17 protein-coding genes are annotated in these 17,658 nt (G+C 71.2%); 8 read left to right on the plus strand and 9 right to left on the minus strand.

Annotated elements, in window-relative coordinates; translation table 11 throughout:
• The first annotated feature begins 5 nt into the window (after window positions 1-5).
• Together AC3EN4_RS18365 and AC3EN4_RS18370 are read left to right on the plus strand one after the other, a co-directional pair.
• Window positions 6-1,034: an ABC transporter ATP-binding protein gene (locus AC3EN4_RS18365; RefSeq protein ID WP_435207083.1), complete on the plus strand. Its 1,029-nt coding sequence runs from the start codon at window positions 6-8 to the stop codon at window positions 1,032-1,034.
• Window positions 1,018-2,052, plus strand: coding sequence for an ABC transporter ATP-binding protein (locus AC3EN4_RS18370; protein WP_435207084.1), 1,035 nt, complete (start codon window positions 1,018-1,020; stop codon window positions 2,050-2,052). The genes AC3EN4_RS18365 and AC3EN4_RS18370 overlap by 17 nt, the downstream gene beginning before the upstream one ends.
• Window positions 2,053-2,140: 88 nt before the next feature.
• Here the strand turns inward: AC3EN4_RS18370 and purH are convergent, their stop codons facing one another.
• Together purH and purN are read right to left on the minus strand one after the other, a co-directional pair.
• A complete protein-coding gene (purH, locus tag AC3EN4_RS18375) occupies window positions 2,141-3,712 on the minus strand; it encodes a bifunctional phosphoribosylaminoimidazolecarboxamide formyltransferase/IMP cyclohydrolase (RefSeq protein WP_435207085.1) in 1,572 nt (523 codons plus the stop codon).
• Complete coding sequence (gene purN, locus AC3EN4_RS18380) at window positions 3,709-4,329, minus strand: phosphoribosylglycinamide formyltransferase (protein WP_421473123.1); 621 nt, start codon at window positions 4,327-4,329, stop codon at window positions 3,709-3,711. Before purN ends, purH begins: the two co-directional genes overlap by 4 nt.
• A gap of 183 nt (window positions 4,330-4,512) precedes the next feature.
• Between purN and AC3EN4_RS18385 the strand changes: the two genes are divergently transcribed.
• Entirely contained in the window at window positions 4,513-4,809 is a 297-nt protein-coding gene (locus AC3EN4_RS18385) for a CD225/dispanin family protein (RefSeq protein ID WP_422736875.1), read from the plus strand.
• A 26-nt stretch (window positions 4,810-4,835) separates the two neighbouring features.
• Window positions 4,836-5,399, plus strand: coding sequence for a DUF4190 domain-containing protein (locus AC3EN4_RS18390; protein WP_435207086.1), 564 nt, complete (start codon window positions 4,836-4,838; stop codon window positions 5,397-5,399).
• Window positions 5,400-5,468: 69 nt separating this feature from the next.
• On the opposite strand, the gene AC3EN4_RS18395 is transcribed toward AC3EN4_RS18390, so the two are convergent.
• On the minus strand, window positions 5,469-6,782 hold the full coding sequence (locus AC3EN4_RS18395) for a cell division protein PerM (RefSeq protein ID WP_435207087.1): 1,314 nt from the start codon (window positions 6,780-6,782) through the stop codon (window positions 5,469-5,471).
• A 200-nt stretch (window positions 6,783-6,982) separates the two neighbouring features.
• Here AC3EN4_RS18395 and AC3EN4_RS18400 point away from each other — a divergent pair, with 200 nt between their 5' ends.
• The gene (locus tag AC3EN4_RS18400) at window positions 6,983-7,243 is read left to right on the plus strand and encodes a DUF4190 domain-containing protein (protein WP_422736878.1); all 261 of its coding nucleotides are present in this window, start codon (window positions 6,983-6,985) and stop codon (window positions 7,241-7,243) included.
• A 63-nt stretch (window positions 7,244-7,306) separates the two neighbouring features.
• Here the strand turns inward: AC3EN4_RS18400 and sucD are convergent, their stop codons facing one another.
• From sucD to icmB, 3 genes are all read right to left on the minus strand, one after another.
• Window positions 7,307-8,194, minus strand: a complete 888-nt coding sequence (gene sucD, locus AC3EN4_RS18405) for a succinate--CoA ligase subunit alpha (RefSeq protein WP_422736879.1) — start codon at window positions 8,192-8,194, stop codon at window positions 7,307-7,309.
• A gap of 2 nt (window positions 8,195-8,196) precedes the next feature.
• Complete coding sequence (sucC, locus tag AC3EN4_RS18410) at window positions 8,197-9,375, minus strand: ADP-forming succinate--CoA ligase subunit beta (protein WP_422736880.1); 1,179 nt, start codon at window positions 9,373-9,375, stop codon at window positions 8,197-8,199.
• A gap of 415 nt (window positions 9,376-9,790) precedes the next feature.
• Window positions 9,791-10,195: a coenzyme B12-dependent isobutyryl CoA mutase small subunit gene (icmB, locus tag AC3EN4_RS18415; protein ID WP_422736881.1), complete on the minus strand. Its 405-nt coding sequence runs from the start codon at window positions 10,193-10,195 to the stop codon at window positions 9,791-9,793.
• 427 nt (window positions 10,196-10,622) lie between these two features.
• Here icmB and AC3EN4_RS18420 point away from each other — a divergent pair, with 427 nt between their 5' ends.
• Together AC3EN4_RS18420 and AC3EN4_RS18425 are read left to right on the plus strand one after the other, a co-directional pair.
• Window positions 10,623-11,330, plus strand: coding sequence for a M23 family metallopeptidase (locus AC3EN4_RS18420; RefSeq protein ID WP_422736882.1), 708 nt, complete (start codon window positions 10,623-10,625; stop codon window positions 11,328-11,330).
• 262 nt (window positions 11,331-11,592) lie between these two features.
• Window positions 11,593-12,360: a M23 family metallopeptidase gene (locus AC3EN4_RS18425; RefSeq protein WP_435207088.1), complete on the plus strand. Its 768-nt coding sequence runs from the start codon at window positions 11,593-11,595 to the stop codon at window positions 12,358-12,360.
• Between the two features lie 106 nt (window positions 12,361-12,466).
• Here the strand turns inward: AC3EN4_RS18425 and pcrA are convergent, their stop codons facing one another.
• On the minus strand, window positions 12,467-14,872 hold the full coding sequence (gene pcrA, locus AC3EN4_RS18430; protein ID WP_435207089.1) for a DNA helicase PcrA: 2,406 nt from the start codon (window positions 14,870-14,872) through the stop codon (window positions 12,467-12,469).
• 269 nt (window positions 14,873-15,141) lie between these two features.
• On the opposite strand from pcrA, the gene AC3EN4_RS18435 reads away from it, so the two are divergent.
• Complete coding sequence (locus AC3EN4_RS18435) at window positions 15,142-15,531, plus strand: chorismate mutase (RefSeq protein ID WP_435207090.1); 390 nt, start codon at window positions 15,142-15,144, stop codon at window positions 15,529-15,531.
• A 68-nt stretch (window positions 15,532-15,599) separates the two neighbouring features.
• On the opposite strand, the gene AC3EN4_RS18440 is transcribed toward AC3EN4_RS18435, so the two are convergent.
• A complete protein-coding gene (locus AC3EN4_RS18440; protein WP_435207091.1) occupies window positions 15,600-16,613 on the minus strand; it encodes an ABC transporter ATP-binding protein in 1,014 nt (337 codons plus the stop codon).
• Window positions 16,606-17,634 carry an ABC transporter ATP-binding protein gene (locus tag AC3EN4_RS18445; RefSeq protein WP_435207154.1) on the minus strand — a complete coding sequence of 343 codons (1,029 nt, stop codon included), beginning with the start codon at window positions 17,632-17,634 and terminating at the stop codon, window positions 16,606-16,608. Before AC3EN4_RS18445 ends, AC3EN4_RS18440 begins: the two co-directional genes overlap by 8 nt.
• Window positions 17,635-17,658: the final 24 nt, after the last annotated feature.

Consider the following 17,658-nt stretch of genomic DNA (forward strand, 5'->3'; position numbering starts at 1 on the left):
TCCTCATGACCGTCGAACCCACGCCCGCCTCCGCCACGCCCGAGGGCGGCCACCTGCTGGAACTGCGGGACCTGCACGTCGAGTTCCGGACCAACGAGGGTGTGGCCCGGGTGATCAATGGCGTGTCGTACCACCTGGACGCCGGGGAGACGCTCGCCGTGCTCGGTGAGTCCGGCTCCGGCAAGTCGGTCACCGCCCAGGCGATCATGGGCATCCTGGACACCCCGCCCGCGTTCGTCCGCTCCGGCCAGATCCTCTACCAGGGTCAGGACCTGCTCAGCGCCTCCGAGGAGCAGCGCCGGCAGGTCCGCGGCAAGGAGATCGCGATGATCTTCCAGGACGCGCTGTCCGCCCTCAACCCGGTGTTCCCGGTCGGCTGGCAGATCGGCGAGACGCTGCGCCAGCGTTCCGGCATGTCCCGGGGCGACGCCCGTCGGCGCGCCATCGAGCTGATGGACCTGGTGAAGATCCCCGGCGCCGCCAAGCGGATCGGTGACTACCCGCACCAGTTCTCCGGCGGTATGCGGCAGCGCGTCATGATCGCGATGGCGCTGGCGCTCGACCCGAAGGTGTTGATCGCCGACGAGCCCACCACCGCGCTCGACGTCACCGTGCAGGCCCAGATCATGGACCTGCTCGCCGACCTGCGCCGGGACCTCAACATGGCGATGATCCTGATCACCCACGACCTCGGGGTGGTCGCCGGTGTCGCGGACCGGATCGCGGTCATGTACGCGGGCCGCATCGTCGAGCACGCCGACGTCCGCTCGCTGTACAAGGCGCCGGCCCACCCGTACACCAAGGGTTTGCTGGAATCGATCCCCCGCCTGGACGTCCGCGGCCAGGAACTGTCGACGATCAAGGGGTTGCCCCCGAACCTGATGCGCATCCCCTCCGGCTGCCCCTTCCACCCCCGGTGCCCGTACGCGCAGCAGGTCTGCGTGGATGTGGTGCCGCACGACCTGGTCCTCGGCGACGGCCGGACCAGCGCTTGCCACTTCGCGCAGGAGGTCCGTGATGACAGCGCCCGCTAGCTCCGGCAAGGTCCGGGGCGAGACCATCCTCTCCGTCGACAACCTGGTGAAGCACTTCCCGATCAGTCAGGGTGTGCTGTTCCAGCGGCAGATCGGCGCGGTCAAGGCCGTCGACGGCGTGAGCTTCGAGCTGCGCCGGGGCGAGACGCTGGGCGTGGTCGGCGAGTCCGGCTGCGGCAAGTCCACCCTCGCCCGGCTGCTCATGCGGCTGGAGACGCCGACCTCCGGGAGCGCCACCCTGGAGGGCAGGGACCTGTTCAAGGCCTCCGGGTCGGAGCTGCGCCGGCTGCGCCGGAACATGCAGATGGTCATGCAGGACCCGTACACGTCGTTGAACCCGCGGATGACCGTCGGCGACATCATCGGCGAACCGTTCGAGATCCACCCGGACGCCGCCCCGAAGGGCAGCAAGGCCAAGCGGGTCCAGGAGCTGCTGGACGTCGTCGGCCTGAACCCGGAGCACATCAACCGGTACCCGCACCAGTTCTCCGGCGGTCAGCGCCAGCGCATCGGCATCGCCCGGGCGCTCGCGCTGCGACCCGAGGTGATCGTCTGCGACGAGCCCGTCTCGGCGCTCGATGTCTCCATCCAGGCCCAGGTGATCAACCTGCTGGAGCAGCTCCAGGAGGAGTTCGGGCTCTCGTACATCTTCATCGCCCACGACCTGTCCGTGGTGCGGCACATCGCCGACCGGGTCGCGGTCATGTACCTCGGGCGGATCGTCGAGATCGGCACCGAGGACGAGATCTACGAGCGGGCCACCCACCCGTACACCCAGGCCCTGCTGTCGGCCGTGCCGGTGCCGGACCCGGAGGTACGCGACCAACGCACCATGATCCGGCTGGTCGGCGACGTGCCCAGCCCGGCCGACCCGCCGAGCGGCTGCCACTTCCGGACCCGCTGCTGGAAGGCCCAGGAGATCTGCGCCGTCGAGGACCCGGCAACGGTCCCGAGAGCAGCGGACCCGCACCCCTCCGCCTGCCACTTCGCCGAACTCCGCTCCCCCACCACGGCCTGACCCCCCCGTTGATCATGAAGTTGTTGCCCTGCACATCGGCGTGTCAGGGCAACAACTTCATGATCGACGAGGTGTCGAGGCGCGGGGGTCAGTGGAAGAAGTGGCGGGTTCCGGTCAGGTACATCGTCACGTTGGCCTTTCGGGCCGCTTCGATGACCTCTTCGTCGCGGATGGAGCCGCCGGGCTGGACGATGGCGCGGACGCCCGCGTCGATGAGGATCTGCGGGCCGTCGGCGAACGGGAAGAACGCGTCCGAGGCGGCCACCGAGCCACGGGCCCGGTCGGCGCCGGCGCGGCTCACCGCGAGCTGCGCCGAGTCGACCCGGTTGACCTGACCCATGCCCACCCCGACGGTCGCGCCGTCCTTGGCGAGCAGGATCGCGTTGCTCTTCACCGCGCGCACCGCCCGCCAGGCGAACGCCAGGTCGCGCAGCAACTCCTCGTCGGCGGCCTCGCCGGTCGCCAACTGCCAGTTCGCCGGGTCGTCGCCGGGGGCGTCCACCCGGTCGGCGACCTGGGTCAGCACGCCACCGGTCACCGGCCGCCACTCGATCCTCGCCGGGGTCCAGGCGGGCGCGCGCAGCAGCCGGATGTTCTTCTTGCCCTGCAACACCTCGACCGCGCCCTCGTCGAAGCCGGGGGCGACCACCACCTCGGTGAAGATCTCCGCCACCTGCCGGGCCATCTCGACCGAGACCGAACGGTTGACCGCGATCACGCCACCGAACGCCGACACCGGGTCGCAGGCGTGCGCCCGGCGGTGCGCCTCGGCCACGTCGACGCCGACCGCGATGCCGCACGGGTTGGCGTGCTTGATGATCGCCACGGCCGGCTGGTCGGCGAAGTCGTTGGCGGCCCGCCAGGCGGCGTCCGCGTCGACGTAGTTGTTGTACGACATCTCCTTGCCGTGCAACTGCTCGGCCTGGGCCAGCCCCGCCGGGGCGTCCGGGTCGGTGTAGAGCGCGGCGGGCTGGTGCGGGTTCTCGCCGTACCGCAGCACGGTCGACTTGCGCAGCGCCGAACCGGCGAACGCCGGCCAGGTGTCGTCGGCCGGGGCCAGCTCCCGGGCACACCACTGGGCGACCGCCACGTCGTACTCGGCGATGTCGGCGAACGCGCGTGCCGCCAGCGCGCGACGCTGGGCCAGCGTGAAGCCACCCTCGTCGAGAGCGCCGAGCAGCGCCGGGTAGCCGGCCGGGTCGGTGAGCACGGCGACCGAGGCGTGGTTCTTGGCGGCGGCGCGCACCATGGCCGGGCCGCCGATGTCGATCTGCTCCACGCACTCCTCGACGCCGGCCCCGGAGGCGACGGTCGCCTGGAACGGGTAGAGGTTGGAGACCAGCAGGTCGAACGCGGCCACCCCCAGCTCGTCGAGCTGTGCGACGTGGGTGTCCTTGCGCAGGTCGGCGAGCAGGCCCGCGTGCACCTTCGGGTGCAGCGTCTTCACCCGCCCGTCGAGCACCTCGGGAAAACCGGTCACCGTCTCCACCGGCGTCACCGGCACCCCGGCGGCGGCGATGGTGCCCGCCGTGCTGCCGGTGGACACGATCTCGACGCCGGCCGCGTGCAGGGCCTGGGCCAGCTCGACCAGACCGGTCTTGTCGTAGACGCTGACCAGCGCCCGCCGAATCGGGCGACGCCCGTCCTGAGTGGGACTCACGGAACCGTGACCTTCCTTCCGGTGATGGTCCAGCCTTCGCGGACCAGCCGACCGACCTGCTCGACGAGCTGGCGGCGCTCGGCTTCCTTGATGCGTTCGGTGAGGGTGTCCACGTCGTCGTCGTCGAGCACCGGCACCGCGACCTGCGCCACGATCGGCCCGGTGTCCATGCCGGCGTCGACGAAGAACAGGGTGGCCCCGGTGAGCTTCACGCCGTAGGCGAGGGCGTCGCGCGGGCCGTGGATGCCGGGAAACGCCGGCAGCAGCGTGTTGTGCGTGTTCAGGTAACGGTCGCCGAAGGCGGCGAGGAAGTGCGGGCCGACCAGTTTGAGGAACCCGGCGGAGATGACCAGGTCGGGCTGGTGCTTGGCGACGTGCGCGGTGAGCGCCCGGTCCCAGTCCTCCCGGCTGTCGTGGTCCCGGACCCGCTCGACGAACGTCGGCACCCCGGCGGCCTCGGCCCGGTCCAGTCCGGCGATGCCGTCGCGGTCCGCGCCGACCGCCACCACCTGGGCGCCGTACGCGGGGTCGACGGCGGCGTCCAGCAGGGCCTGGAGGTTGCTCCCGGAGCCGGAGACGAGGACGACGATGCGGGCGACGGACGCGGGCTCGGTCACCGCAACACCCTATCGGGCAGGTCACGAACGCCCTTCGACCGGGCGGCGCGCCGAATCTGGGCCGGTGCGGACGGGCATCGACCCGGTACGCTGCCGGTCGCCCGGGCTGGACACCGTGCCGGCCCGCACCCCTGTCAGTGAACCGGCACGGCGAGCGTGCCGATTGAATGAGGAGCACCCCCGATGCATCCCGGCGCACACCCCCAGCAGCAGCCGCCGATCAACAACAACATGACGATGTCGATCGTCGCCATCTTCCTGTTCTGGCCGCTGGCCATCCCGGCGATCATCAACGCGTCGAAGGTCAACCCGCTGCTCCAGCAGGGTGACTACGCCGGCGCCCAGGCCGCCGCGACGGAGTCGCGGAAGTGGTCCAAGTGGGCCCTCATCGTGGGCATCGCGTGGCTTGTCATCGTGCTGCTGTGCTGTGCATTGGGTGGCCTGGGCGCGATCATGAGTGGGGACAGCAGCACCAACTGACGGAACCAACCAAGGAGTTCTCTCGAATGCAGCCCGGTAATCCCGGTCAGGACCCGTACGGCCAGCAGCCGAACGACCCGACCGCACCCCAGCCGCCGCACGACCCGTACGCACCGCCGCCGGCCGCCCCGTACGGCCAGCAGCCCACGTCGGGTCAGCCGTACGGCCAGCCCACCTCGGGCCAGCCCTACGGCCAGCCGCCGCAGGACCCGTACGGCGCGCCGCAGGCTCCGTACGGGCAGCAGCCGCAGGCGCCGTACGGGCAGCAGCAGCCGCCCTACGGCGCTCCGACGTACCCGAACGCCGGGTACCCGCAGGCCCAGGGGCAGAACAACACCCTCGGCCTGGTGTCGATGATCCTCGGCATCGCCTCGATCCCGCTGGTCTGCTGCCTCTACCTGGGCATCCCGGTGGGCATCGCGGGCGTCGTGACCGGCTACCTCGCCAAGCAGAAGGTGGCGCAGGGCCAGGCCAGCAACGCGGGCCAGGCCAAGGCCGGTCTGATCTGCGGCGCGGTCGGCGTCGGCCTGGGCATCCTGCTGTTCATCCTGGGCATCATCGCGAACGTGAACCTGCCCACCGAGCCCTGATCGGCTCGGCTCGTATCGGGGCGCTCCGGATCTCCTCCGGGGCGCCCCGCGCCCTTTCCCGCCGCGAGGTCAGGCGGTGGGGCGCGGTGCTGGGGTGGGACGGGGGGCGCGGGCGAGCACCCGGGTGGCGACGGCGCCGAGCAGCGCGCCGACCGCGATGACGCCGGTCGCCACGGCACCGACCTGCCAGGCCACCGGCCCGAGCTGTGCCAGCCGCCCCGCCCCGAGCGGTCCGCCGGAGGCCGCGGCGATGACGCCGAGCAGCACGCCGGCCACCGGGCCGGCCAGCGCCGCCGGCACCAGCAACTCCGACCAGCGCCGCGGGGCACGCTCCGGCCCGGCGACGCGGGCCAGTCGGCGGGCGAGCAGCCAGCCGGCGACCATCCCGGCCAGCACCGGCACCGCCAGCAGCAGGCCGCCGAGGCCGTCCACCGGGCCGCGGGGCAGGCCGGCGAGCAGGGGTACGGCCGGCAGCGCGCCGACGGAGACCTCGCTGGTACGCACGGCTGTGTCGACGCCGACCGCGAAGCCCGGCCCGAGCAGATAGCTCGTCGACCAGATCGCCGCGTTCGGCGCGTACGCCGTGCTGACCAGCGTGATCCCGGCCTGCCCGGCCACCCCGGTCCGGTACGCGCCGATCATGTCCGCCGCGTCGCCACCGCCGGTGGCCACGGCCAGGCCGGCCGCACCCGCGCCCGCCCCGAGGAGCAGGAGCGCCGCCACCAGACCGGTGCGGACGCCGTCGCGCAGCGGGCCGGGTATCCGGGTGACGAGCAGCCGGGTCACGGCGGTGACGCGGATCGCGCCGACCAACGCGCCGAGCGTGCCGACCACCGCGAAGGTGACCGCCGCCCGCACCGGCGACACCTGTGGGCCGTGCGCGCCGATCAGCACCGCGGCGAGGGCGCCGAGCAGCGCGTACGCCAGACCGACCGCTCCGGCCGCGATCAGCGCCCGGCGCGGTGATTGGCTGTCGCGGGCGCCGATCGCGCGGCTCACGTGCACCCCGGCCCGGGTGAGTCGCCACAGCGCGAGCACGGTCAGCGCCAGCGGGGCGAGCCCGAACGGCCCGGCCTCGGTGTGCAGTGGAACGCCGTGCCCCACCAGCCAACCGGCCAACGCCGTGCGCAGCGTGCCGCCCAGCGTGGTGGAGTCCGCCCCGAGCTGGACCAGGCCGAGCACGATGGCCACCGGCAGGTACGAGGTGAGTGCGGCCCCACCGGCGGCCACCCCGGCGGCGACGGGCAGCGGCGCCCGACCGCGTGGCGACTCGCCGGCGCGGGGCGCGGGCACCCGTCGGCGCGGCGCGGCGCGGTCGACCGGCCGGTCGTCGGCGCGTACGCCGCCCGCACGGCTGGGACGGTCAGGGGTGACGGGGGACATCCGCTCTACTCTGGCACGTCGCGCGGGCTGTGGCAGTCCGATAACCCGCCCCGGAGGGCGGCGAGTTGGGCGAACCGGGGTCCGGGCGACCCGGACGGGTCTAGCGTCGGCCCTGAGGGGGTGGCCGTCGCCGCCGTCGGGCCCCACCCGCCGGTCGCGACCCGGGTCGGTCGGCCGCCCACGACCCACCGGAGGTAGTCGTGACGACCGCATACCCGCCGCCACCGCCGGCCAGGGGCCGGGACCGCACGACGCTCTGGGGCGTGCTGGGCATCGTCCTCGGCCTGATCTGTTGCGGCATCCTCGGCATCATCTTCGGCTACCTGTCATTGCGCGACGCGCGGCGCAACGGCCAGTCACCGGTGCTCGGCTACCTCGCCATCGTCTTCGGCGTGATCAACATCATCGGTGGGTCGATCCTGCGGCTCACCGGCAACTACCCGTTTTGGAACAACGACTGACCGGGCGGTACGACGAAGGGGTCGACCGGTTCCGGTCGACCCCTTCGCTGGTGCCCTGTCGGCTCAGCTGCCGGACATGATCTCCCGCATCAGCTTCGCGGTCTCGGTCGGCGTCTTGCCGACCTTCACCCCGACGGCCTCGAGCGCCGCCTGCTTCGCCTCGGCGGTGCCGGCCGAGCCGGAGATGATCGCGCCGGCGTGGCCCATGGTCTTGCCGGGGGGCGCGGTGAAGCCGGCGATGTAGCCCACCACCGGCTTGGTGACGTTGGCCTTGATGAACTCGGCGGCCCGCTCCTCGGCGTCGCCGCCGATCTCACCGATCATCACGATGGCGTCGGTCTCCGGGTCGGCCTCGAACGCCTTGAGGGCGTCGATGTGCGTGGTGCCGATGATCGGGTCACCGCCGATGCCGACGCAGGTGGAGAAGCCGATGTCGCGCAGCTCGTACATCATCTGGTAGGTCAGCGTGCCGCTCTTGCTGACCAGGCCGATCCGGCCGGAGCCGGTGATGTCGGCCGGGATGATGCCGGCGTTGGACGCGCCCGGCGAGGCGATGCCCGGGCAGTTCGGCCCGATGATCCGGGTCCGCTCGCCCTGCGCGAGGTTGTACGCCCAGAACGCGGCGGTGTCGTGCACCGGCACGCCCTCGGTGATCACCACGGCCAGGCCGATCGCGGCGTCGATCGCCTCGACCACGGCGGCCTTGGTGAACTGCGGCGGTACGAAGATGACGGTGACGTCGGCGCCGGTCTCGGCCATGGCGTCCGCCACGGACGCGAAGACCGGCAGTTCGGTGCCGTCGAAGTCGACCTTCTGGCCCGCCTTGCGCGGGTTGACGCCGCCCACCACGTTGGTGCCGGCGGCGAGCATCCGCCGGGTGTGCTTGGAACCCTCGGAACCGGTCATCCCCTGCACGATGACCTTGGAGTCCTTGGTCAGCCAGATAGCCATTGTCAGACCCCCGCAGCTGCCAGCTCGGCGGCCCGCTCGGCCGCGCCGTCCATGGTGTCGACCCGCTGGATCAGCGGGTTGTTCGCGCCGTCGAGGATCGCCCGACCGGCCTCCGCGTTGTTGCCGTCGAGCCGGACGACGAGCGGCTTGGTGACCTCCTCGCCCCGCTGCTTCAGCAGGTCGAGCGCCTGCACGATGCCGTTGGCGACGGCGTCGCAGGCGGTGATGCCACCGAAGACGTTGACGAAGACGCTCTTCACGGCCGGGTCGGAGAGCACGATCTCCAGGCCGTTCGCCATCACCGCGGCGCTCGCGCCGCCGCCGATGTCGAGGAAGTTGGCCGGCTTGACGTTGCCGTGCCGCTCGCCGGCGTACGCGACCACGTCGAGGGTCGACATGACCAGACCCGCGCCGTTGCCGATGATGCCGACCTCACCGTCGAGCTTGACGTAGTTGAGGTCCTTCTCCTTGGCCGCCTGCTCGAGCGGGTCCACGCTGGCCTGGTCGACCAGGGCCTCGTGGTCCGGGTGCCGGAACGCGGCGTTCTCGTCCAGCGTGATCTTGGCGTCGAGCAGCAGCAGCCGCCCGTCACCGTTCTTGGCGAGCGGGTTCACCTCGACCAGGGTGGCGTCCTCGGCGACGAACGCCTGCCACAGACCGACGGCCACCTCGACGACCTGGTCGGCGACCTCGGCCGGGAAGCCGGCCGCGGTGACGATCTCCCGCGCCTTGGCCTCGTCCACGCCGGTGTTGGCGTCGATCGGCGCCTTCACCACGCGGTCCGGGGTCTCGGCGGCGACCTGCTCGATGTCCATACCGCCGGCGACGCTGGCGATGCAGAGGAAGGTGCGGTTCGCCCGGTCGAGCAGGTACGAGAAGTAGTACTCCTCGGCCACGTCCGCCGTCACGGTGATCATGACCTTGTGGACGGTGTGACCCTTGATGTCCATGCCGAGGATGTCGGTGGCCCGCGCCACCGCCTCATCCGGGCCCTCGGCGAGCTTGACGCCACCGGCCTTGCCTCGGCCGCCGACCTTCACCTGCGCCTTGACGACCACTCGACCGCCGAGGCGTTCGGCGATCGCGCGGGCCTCTTCCGGGGTCGTGGCGACGCCGCCGGCCAGCACGGGCAAGCCGTGCCGCTCGAACAGGTCCCGCCCCTGGTACTCGTACAGGTCCACGATTGCGCGTCCCGTCCCGTCTCCGCGGCGCGCCGTCGCGCCGCCACCAGCGTTCAGAAAACAGTTTGACGCCTGTCATCAGTTGAAACAGGCCATTGGCGGCAGCCTAGCGAGGTGGGCACGGCCGGCAACCGAGCGGGTGCGCGGTGTGCGGTAATGCACAACTCCCTGTCGAGTGGTGCGGATTCCGGCCGCGTCGTGCGCGGCGTCAATCGTCCGGAGGATGTTGCCGAGGGTCCGTAACCCGCCCGTCGGGGCGTCGTTGAGTCAGGTGTCGGCGCGCTGAGCAGCGCAAAGACGGGATACGGCCGATGCCCTGTCGGTCGAGGGGTGGCGGCGGGGCATCGTGCATAGAGGGGCCGGACGTGTGAGGGGTGCGTCCGGCCCCTCCCCCGTGCCCGGATCCCCGTGCCGCTCAGGAGACCGGCTGCGCCACGTTCTCGCGGACCCACTCGACGATCGCCTGGGTGGTGGCGCCCGGCGTGAAGATCTTCGCGACGCCCAGCTTCTCCAGCTCCGGGATGTCGTCGTTCGGAATGATGCCGCCACCGAAGACGACGATGTCCCGGGAGTCGCGCTCGGTGAGCAACTCCAGCACCCGACGGAAGAGCGTCATGTGCGCGCCGGAGAGCACGGAGAGTCCGACCGCGTCGGCGTCCTCCTGGATGGCCGTCTCCACGATCTGCTCCGGCGTCTGGTGCAGGCCGGTGTAGACGACCTCCATGCCGGCGTCCCGCAGGGCCCGGGCGACGACCTTCGCGCCGCGGTCGTGGCCGTCCAGACCTGGCTTGGCGACGACGACCCGAATTCGAGAGCTCATCAGCGCACACCTTTCACCGGCTCCACGGCCTTCACCTGAACGAACGGTAACCCGCCCGACCGGGGTCGGGAAATCCGGGCTGGAAACACGCCCGACATGCCGGCGACGCGGGACGTGCCCGGCGGCACCCGCCCTCACCCGGCCCCGGCGTCAAGCCGGACTACTCCGCCGGATCGGTCACGCTCGGCGACGAACGGGTGGTTACGGGGGCACCGTTCGACGACGCGATGCATGACAATCACGGACGGAAAGGGACAGATTGACACGCCAATTCGGCGCTCTGGCTTGTGACTCGCCTGGTGGTTGGCTAACGTGTCCACGGTTGTCATCAGGTCCATGGACGGGTGACGACGCGGTCGGCAGACGTTCACCCGAGCTTCACGAACGTCCACCGGTCGCTTCGGAACCCCGACAACGGAGGGTGTGCGTGCGCCAGCGCCTGTCGTCTGAGCCCGATAGATATCGCGGCCGCCGCCGCGTACCCACCCCCCCGCGTAGCCGTTACGCGGCCGTCGTCACCACCGCGTTCGTCGGCGCGGGCATCGTCGCGCTGGGCGCGTCGGCCATGCCGGATGCCAAGGACGTCAGCCCCTCGGTCCTCGACGAGCTCAAGCAGGCGTCGATCACCAGCCAGGACGCCGCGGCCCGGGCGGACAACGCCGACCGCGCCTCCCGGGACAGCCGCGGCAAGGAAGCGGCCGAGCCCGACGTCTGGATGCTGCCGCTGCAGGGCTACGACTTCAACTCCCCGTACGGCATGCGGTGGGGCAAGCTGCACACCGGCGTCGACCTGGTCGTCCCCGAGGGCACGCCGTACGTGGCCGTCCACGACGGGCTGGTCACCAAGGCCGGCTGGTTCGGTGGCTACGGCTACACGGTGATCGTGCAGCACGCCGACGGCAGCGAGGCCATCTACGGCCACTCCTCCGCGGTCAGCGTCAAGGAGGGGCAGCAGGTCAAGGCGGGCGACCAGCTCGGCCTGGTGGGCCAGACCGGTCACGCCTACGGCACCCACCTGCACCTCGAGCTTCATGTCAAGGGCGCGCCGATCGACCCCGTTCCGTACCTGCAGGAGCGCGGAGTGGACATCAAGCTGCAAGTCGAGGCAATCTACAGCGAGGTAGCCGCGTCCTGACGCTGCGTACTGACCGTTAACCGCCCGGATCTTTCGATCCGGGCGGTTTCGCGTCCGGCCATGTTTCCTGGGTCACAACGACGACTGTGACCCAGCCCACGGCCGACATGATCACTTTTACCGACAGAACGCCGCAGACCTCTGCATAACGGACCGCTTCCGTACCCGCCTGCGGGTCGGGCGTCCGGTCCCGGCGGTCGCCCCGTTCCGCCCGGCACCAGTATTTCGAGGTCAAGTGCCCCCTCGACTGTGAAGGTCCGCCGTGCAGGAAGACAGCCCCGTCCAGAACGAGAACACCCCCGACACCACCGGTGAGCAGCCTCGGCGTGCCCGCCGGCGGAACCGCCTCATCGTGCTCGGCGCTGCCGGCCTGGTCGCCCTCGGCCTGGGCGGGGTCGCCGTCGCCACCACCGGACCCGACCGCCCGGCGCCCACCGCCGTCTCGCTCGACGCGCAGTCCCGGGCCGATGCCGCCAGCCGGGCCGACCGTTCGGCCCGCGAGTCGAGCGCGCCCGCCTCCCCGTCGACCAGCCCGACCGTGAGCCCGTCGCCGGTCACCGCCAGCCCGTCCCCGACCAAGACGGCCTCCGCCAAGCCGAAGCCGAAGCCGAAGAAGACCACCAAGCCGACGGCCGCCTGGGTCGACCCGATGCCCGGCGCCTCGGTCACCTCCTGCTACGGCCAGCGTTGGGGGACCCTGCACGCCGGGATCGACCTGGCGCTGCCCTCGGGCACCCCCATCCGCGCCGCGGCGGCCGGCACGGTCACCCAGGCCGGTGACGCCGCCGACGGGTACGGCAACTCCGTCTTCATCGACCACGGCAACGGCTACCTGACCCACTACGCCCACCAGAGCCGCATCGCCGTCACCGTCGGCCAGGCGGTCAAAGCGGGCCAGGTGATCGGCTACGAGGGCGCCACCGGCGACGCCACCGGCCCACACCTGCACTTCGAGGTGCACCAGGGCATGTGGAACCAGATCGACCCGGCCCCCTTCATGCGCGCCCGCGGCGTCAACCTGGGCTGCTGACCCTCCCCCGCCTGCGCCGATCTTGCACTTTCGGTTGTCGACATGAGGGCTCGTGCCCGTTATGTCGCCGCAGAAAGTGCAAGATCGGCGCGGGAAGGGGGCGGGGTTAGAGCTTGTCTACCGGGGCGTGGCGGAGGACCAGCCACATGGTCTGGTCGCCGAAGTCGATCTGCGCGCGGGCGCCTGGGCCGTGCCCCTCGACGGCGAGCACCCGCCCCAGGCCGTAGCGCTGGTGGTTGACCCGGTCGCCGGCCGCCACCTTCGGCCCCTGCGGCAGCTCGCTGGCCGTGGTCAGGCGACTGCCGTCCACGCCGAGCCGCTGGGCGAGCTGGGCCGCCTTGGGCGTACCCCCGGTGAAGGTGCCGCGCCCGCCGGGCGCGCGGTCCGCGCGGCCACCGACGCCGCCGCCCCCGCCGGCCCACGAGGTGTACGACCCCTCGGTGCGCTCCCAACGCACCAGCTCCGGCGGCAGCTCCTCCAGGAACCGTGACGGCGGGTTGTAGGACGGCTGCCCCCACGCCGAGCGGGTGACCGCCCGGGAGAGGTAGAGCCGCTGTCGGGCACGGGTGATCCCGACGTACGCCAGGCGGCGCTCCTCCTCCAGCTCACGGCTGTCGCCCAGCGAACGCAGGTGCGGGAAGACGCCGTCCTCGAGACCGGTCAGGAAGACCACCGGGAATTCCAGGCCCTTGGCGGTGTGCAACGTCATCAGCGTGACGACCCCCTGGTGATCGGGGTCGTCGGAGGGGATCTGGTCGGCGTCGGCCACCAGCGCGACCTGCTCCAGGAAACCGGCCAGGGTGGCCCGCTCCCCGTCGGCGCCCAGCGACTCGATCCGTTCGGTGTACTCCCGGGCGACGCTGACCAGCTCCTGGAGGTTGTCCACCCGACCGGCGTCCTGCGGGTCGAGGCTCTCCTCCAGCTCGGTGAGGTAGCCCGAACGGGTCAGCAGGGCCTCCAGCACCTCCTCCGGGGTGCCGGTCTCGGCCAGCTCCCGCGCGCCGTCGAGCAGCGCCACGAAGTCGGCGATGCCGTTGGCCGCCCGGGTGGAGATGCCCGGGGCGTCCTTGGCACGCCGCAGCGCCGCGCCGAAGGAGATCCGGTCGCGGCTGGACAACGCCTCGACGCACGCCTCCGCGCGGTCGCCGATCCCCCGGCGCGGGGTGTTCAGCACCCGCCGCAGGCTCACCGTGTCGTCGTCGTTGACCACCGAACGCAGGTACGCCAGCGCGTCGCGGACCTCCTTGCGCTCGTAGAAGCGCACCCCGCCGACGACCTTGTAGGGCAGGCCGGCCCGGATGAACACCTCCTCGAAGACGCGGGACTGGGCGTTGGTGCGGTAGAAGACCGCGACGTCACCGGGACGGGTCTCGTCGGCGTCGACCAGTCGGTCGATCTCCCGGCCCACCCAGTCGGCCTCGGCGTGCTCGGTGTCCGCCACGTACCCGACGATCCGCTCGCCGTCGCCGGCCTCGCTCCACAGCCGCTTGGGCTTGCGGGAGGTGTTCCGGTCGATCACCGCGTTGGCCGCGTTGAGGATGGTCTGCGTGGAGCGGTAGTTCTGTTCCAGCAGGATCGTCCGCGCGTCGGTGAAGTCCCGCTCGAACTCCAGGATGTTGCGGATCGTCGCGCCCCGGAACGCGTAGATCGACTGGTCGGCGTCACCGACCACGCACAGCTCGGCCGGTGCCAGCCCGTCGGTGCCGGAGACCAGCTCCTTGATCAGGACGTACTGGGCGTGGTTGGTGTCCTGGTACTCGTCGACGAGCACGTGCCGGAACCGCCGCCGGTAGCTCTCCGCCACGTGCGGGTGGGACTGGAGCAGGTGCACCGTCGTCATGATCAGGTCGTCGAAGTCCAGCGCGTGCGCCTCGCGCAGCCGGCGCTGGTAGAGCGTGTACGCCTCGGCGAGCGCCCGCTCGTTGGGCCCGTTGGCCCGCGCGGCGAACTGCTCGGGGTCGACCAACTCGTTCTTGAGGTTGGAGACCTGGGCGGCCAGCCCACGCGCCGGGTAACGCTTCGGGTCGAGATCCAGTTCACGGGTGACCAACTGCATGAGCCGACGGGAGTCGTCCGCGTCGTAGATCGAGAATGTCGACTTGAGGCCGGCGTGCTCGTGCTCGGCACGCAGGATGCGGACGCACGCGGAGTGGAACGTCGACACCCACATCAGCCGGGCCCGAGGGCCGACAAGCGCGGCGACGCGCTCCTTCATCTCGCCCGCCGCCTTGTTGGTGAAGGTGATGGCGATGATCTCGCCGGGATGGACGTCCCGGGCGGCGAGCAGGTAGGCGATCCGGTGGGTGAGCACCCGGGTCTTGCCGGAACCCGCGCCGGCCACGATCAGCAACGGGGAGCCGGCGTGGCTGACCGCGTCGCGCTGCGGCCCGTTCAACCCGTCGAGGAGTTGCCGCGGATCGAGGTGGGCGGAGGCCGACCCGGGCCGGTGCGGGCGGGCCGGCGCGGACTCCGGCGCGGGCGGGGACGCGGGGATGTCGAAGAGAGGATGCATCGCGCGACAAGTCTATGCCGCCAGCCGGACACTTCCCGACCGGTGCGGGCCGACCCGTCGACGCCGGCTGCTTGCGTACCGGGGACCGGGGTGGGCATACTCAACGGCGTGATCGCTGCGCGCTACTACTTTTACTACGGCACCGGGAGTCCGGCTGCCGTAGGTCGCGCCTGATCGATCAGACCTGCGAAAAGCCCCGGGCTCCTGGAGTCCGGGGCTTTTTCGTCCCGGGTTGCGGGCACGGGGCACCAGAGCGCGAGAGGTACCCGATGATGACAGACGTGGTGGAGCAGAACGGCGGCCCGGCGCGGCCGGACCCGGCACAGGCCCTGGCGGACGGGAGCGTGCCGCCAGCGGGCCCTCCGGCGGAATCCGGCGACCCGGCCGACGCGCGGACCGGCACGGTGGAGCCGACCGCCGCCGCGCGGATCGTGCAGATCAGGGAGCGGATCGACGAGATCGACCATGCCCTGATCACGCTCTGGCAGGAGCGGGCCGCACTGTCGCGGGAGGTGGGCGCGACCCGGATGGCCTCCGGAGGCACCCGGCTGGTGCTCTCCCGGGAACGGGACATCCTGGAACGCTTCCGGCTCGCGCTCGGCGCCGACGGCACGCAACTGGCGCTGTTGCTGCTACGCGCCGGCCGCGGCCCGCTCTGACGGGCGAGCCCGGACAGACGAAACCGCCTGCCGTCGTCGTGGTGACGTCGGCAGGCGGTTCCGGTGAATCACGCCTCGTGGGTGGCGACGATCTCGCGTCGCTCCGCGAAGTGGCAGGCGCTCGGGTGGTCCGAGTCGCGGCGGATCTCCAGCAGCGGGACCTGCTCGGCGCAGACATCCTGCGCCTTCCAGCAGCGGGTCCGGAACCGGCAGCCCGAGGGCGGGCTGATCGGCGACGGCACGTCACCCGTGAGCCGGATGATCGTCTTGTTGTTCCGCTGGGTCGGGTCCGGCACCGGCACCGCCGAGAGCAGCGCCTGGGTGTACGGGTGGGTCGGCCGCTCGTAGATCTCGTCCTCGGTGCCGATCTCGACGATCTTGCCGAGGTACATCACCGCCACCCGGTCCGACAGGTGGCGGACCACCGACAGGTCGTGGGCGATGAAGATGTACGAGAGCCCCAGCTCACCCTGCAACTTCTCCAGCAGGTTCATCACCTGGGCCTGGATGGAGACGTCGAGCGCCGAGACGGGCTCGTCGCAGACGATCACCTCGGGCCGCAGCGCGAGCGCCCGGGCGATGCCGATGCGCTGACGCTGACCGCCGGAGAACTGGTGCGGGTACCGGTTGATGTGCTCCGGGTTCAACCCGACCAGGTCGAGCAGCTCGCGGACCTTGGCCCGACGGCTGCCCTTCGGCGCCACCTCCGGGTGGATCTCGAACGGCTCACCGATCAGGTCGCCGACCGTCATGCGCGGGTTCAGCGACGTGTACGGGTCCTGCATGACCAGCTGGATCTGCCGACGCAGCCGACGCAGCGCGCCGCCGGAGAGCTTGGAGATGTCCTGGCCCTTGTAGATCACCCCACCGGCGGTCGGCTTCTCCAGGTTCATCAGAACCCGGGCGAGGGTCGACTTGCCGCAGCCGGACTCGCCGACGACACCGAGCGTCTCGCCGGCCCCCAGACCGAACGAGACCCCGTCGACGGCCTTGACGTGACCCACGGTCTTCTTGAACACCACGCCCTGGGTGACGGGGTAGTGCTTGACCAGGTCACGGACCTCGAGGATGTTCTCAGACACGGTTCACCAGCTCCTCGGCGAAGTGGCAGGCGCTGGCCCGGGCGTGGCCCACCTGAAGCAGCGGGGGGACCTTCTCCCGGCATACCGGCTGAGCCATGGGGCAGCGCGGGTTGAACGGGCAGCCCGGCGGGATGTTCATCAGGTTCGGCGGGAGACCCTTGATCGTCCGGAGCTGCTGCCCCTTCTCGTCGAGCCGCGGAATCGAGTCGATCAGACCCATCGTGTACGGGTGCGCCGGCTTGGCGTACAGGTCGTACACGTCGGCTTCCTCGACGATGCGACCCGCGTACATGACGGCGATCCGGTCCGCGACATCGGCGACCACGCCGAGGTCGTGGGTGATCAGGATCATGCCCATCTGCCGCTCACGCTGGAGCTCCGCGAGCAGGTCCATGATCTGGGCCTGCACGGTCACGTCGAGCGCGGTGGTCGGCTCGTCCGCGATCAGCACCTCGGGGTCGAGCGCCAGCGACATCGCGATCATCGCGCGCTGCCGCATGCCACCCGAGAACTGGTGCGGGTAGTTGTTGAACCGGCCCTTGGCGTTCGGGATCTTGACCTGGTCGAGCATCTCGATCGCGCGCTTCTTGGCCTCGGCGCGACCCATGCCCCGCCGGATCCGGAACTGCTCGGCGATCTGGAACCCGACGGTGAAGACCGGGTTCAGGGCGGAGAGCGCGTCCTGGAAGATCATCGCGATGCCCTCACCGCGGATGCGGCGGCGCTCCTCGGCCGACATGCTGAGCATGTCCTTGCCGTGGAAGCGGACCTGCCCACCGGTGACGAACCCGGGGGGCGTGTCGAGGATGCCCATGATGGTCTGCGCCGTGACGCTCTTGCCGGAGCCGGACTCGCCGAGCACGGCGAGGGTCTCCCCCGCGTCGACGTGGTACGTGACCCCGTTGATGACCTTTGCGACGCCGTCCCGGGTACGGAACTCCACCCGCAGGTCGTCGACCTCGAGCAGCCGGCCGGAGGGACGTCCGGACCCGCCGGATCCCGGCGCGGACTGCTCGGACACGAGAATGTCGGACACTGGATCTCC

The organism is Micromonospora sp. bgisy143 (assembly GCF_057708145.1).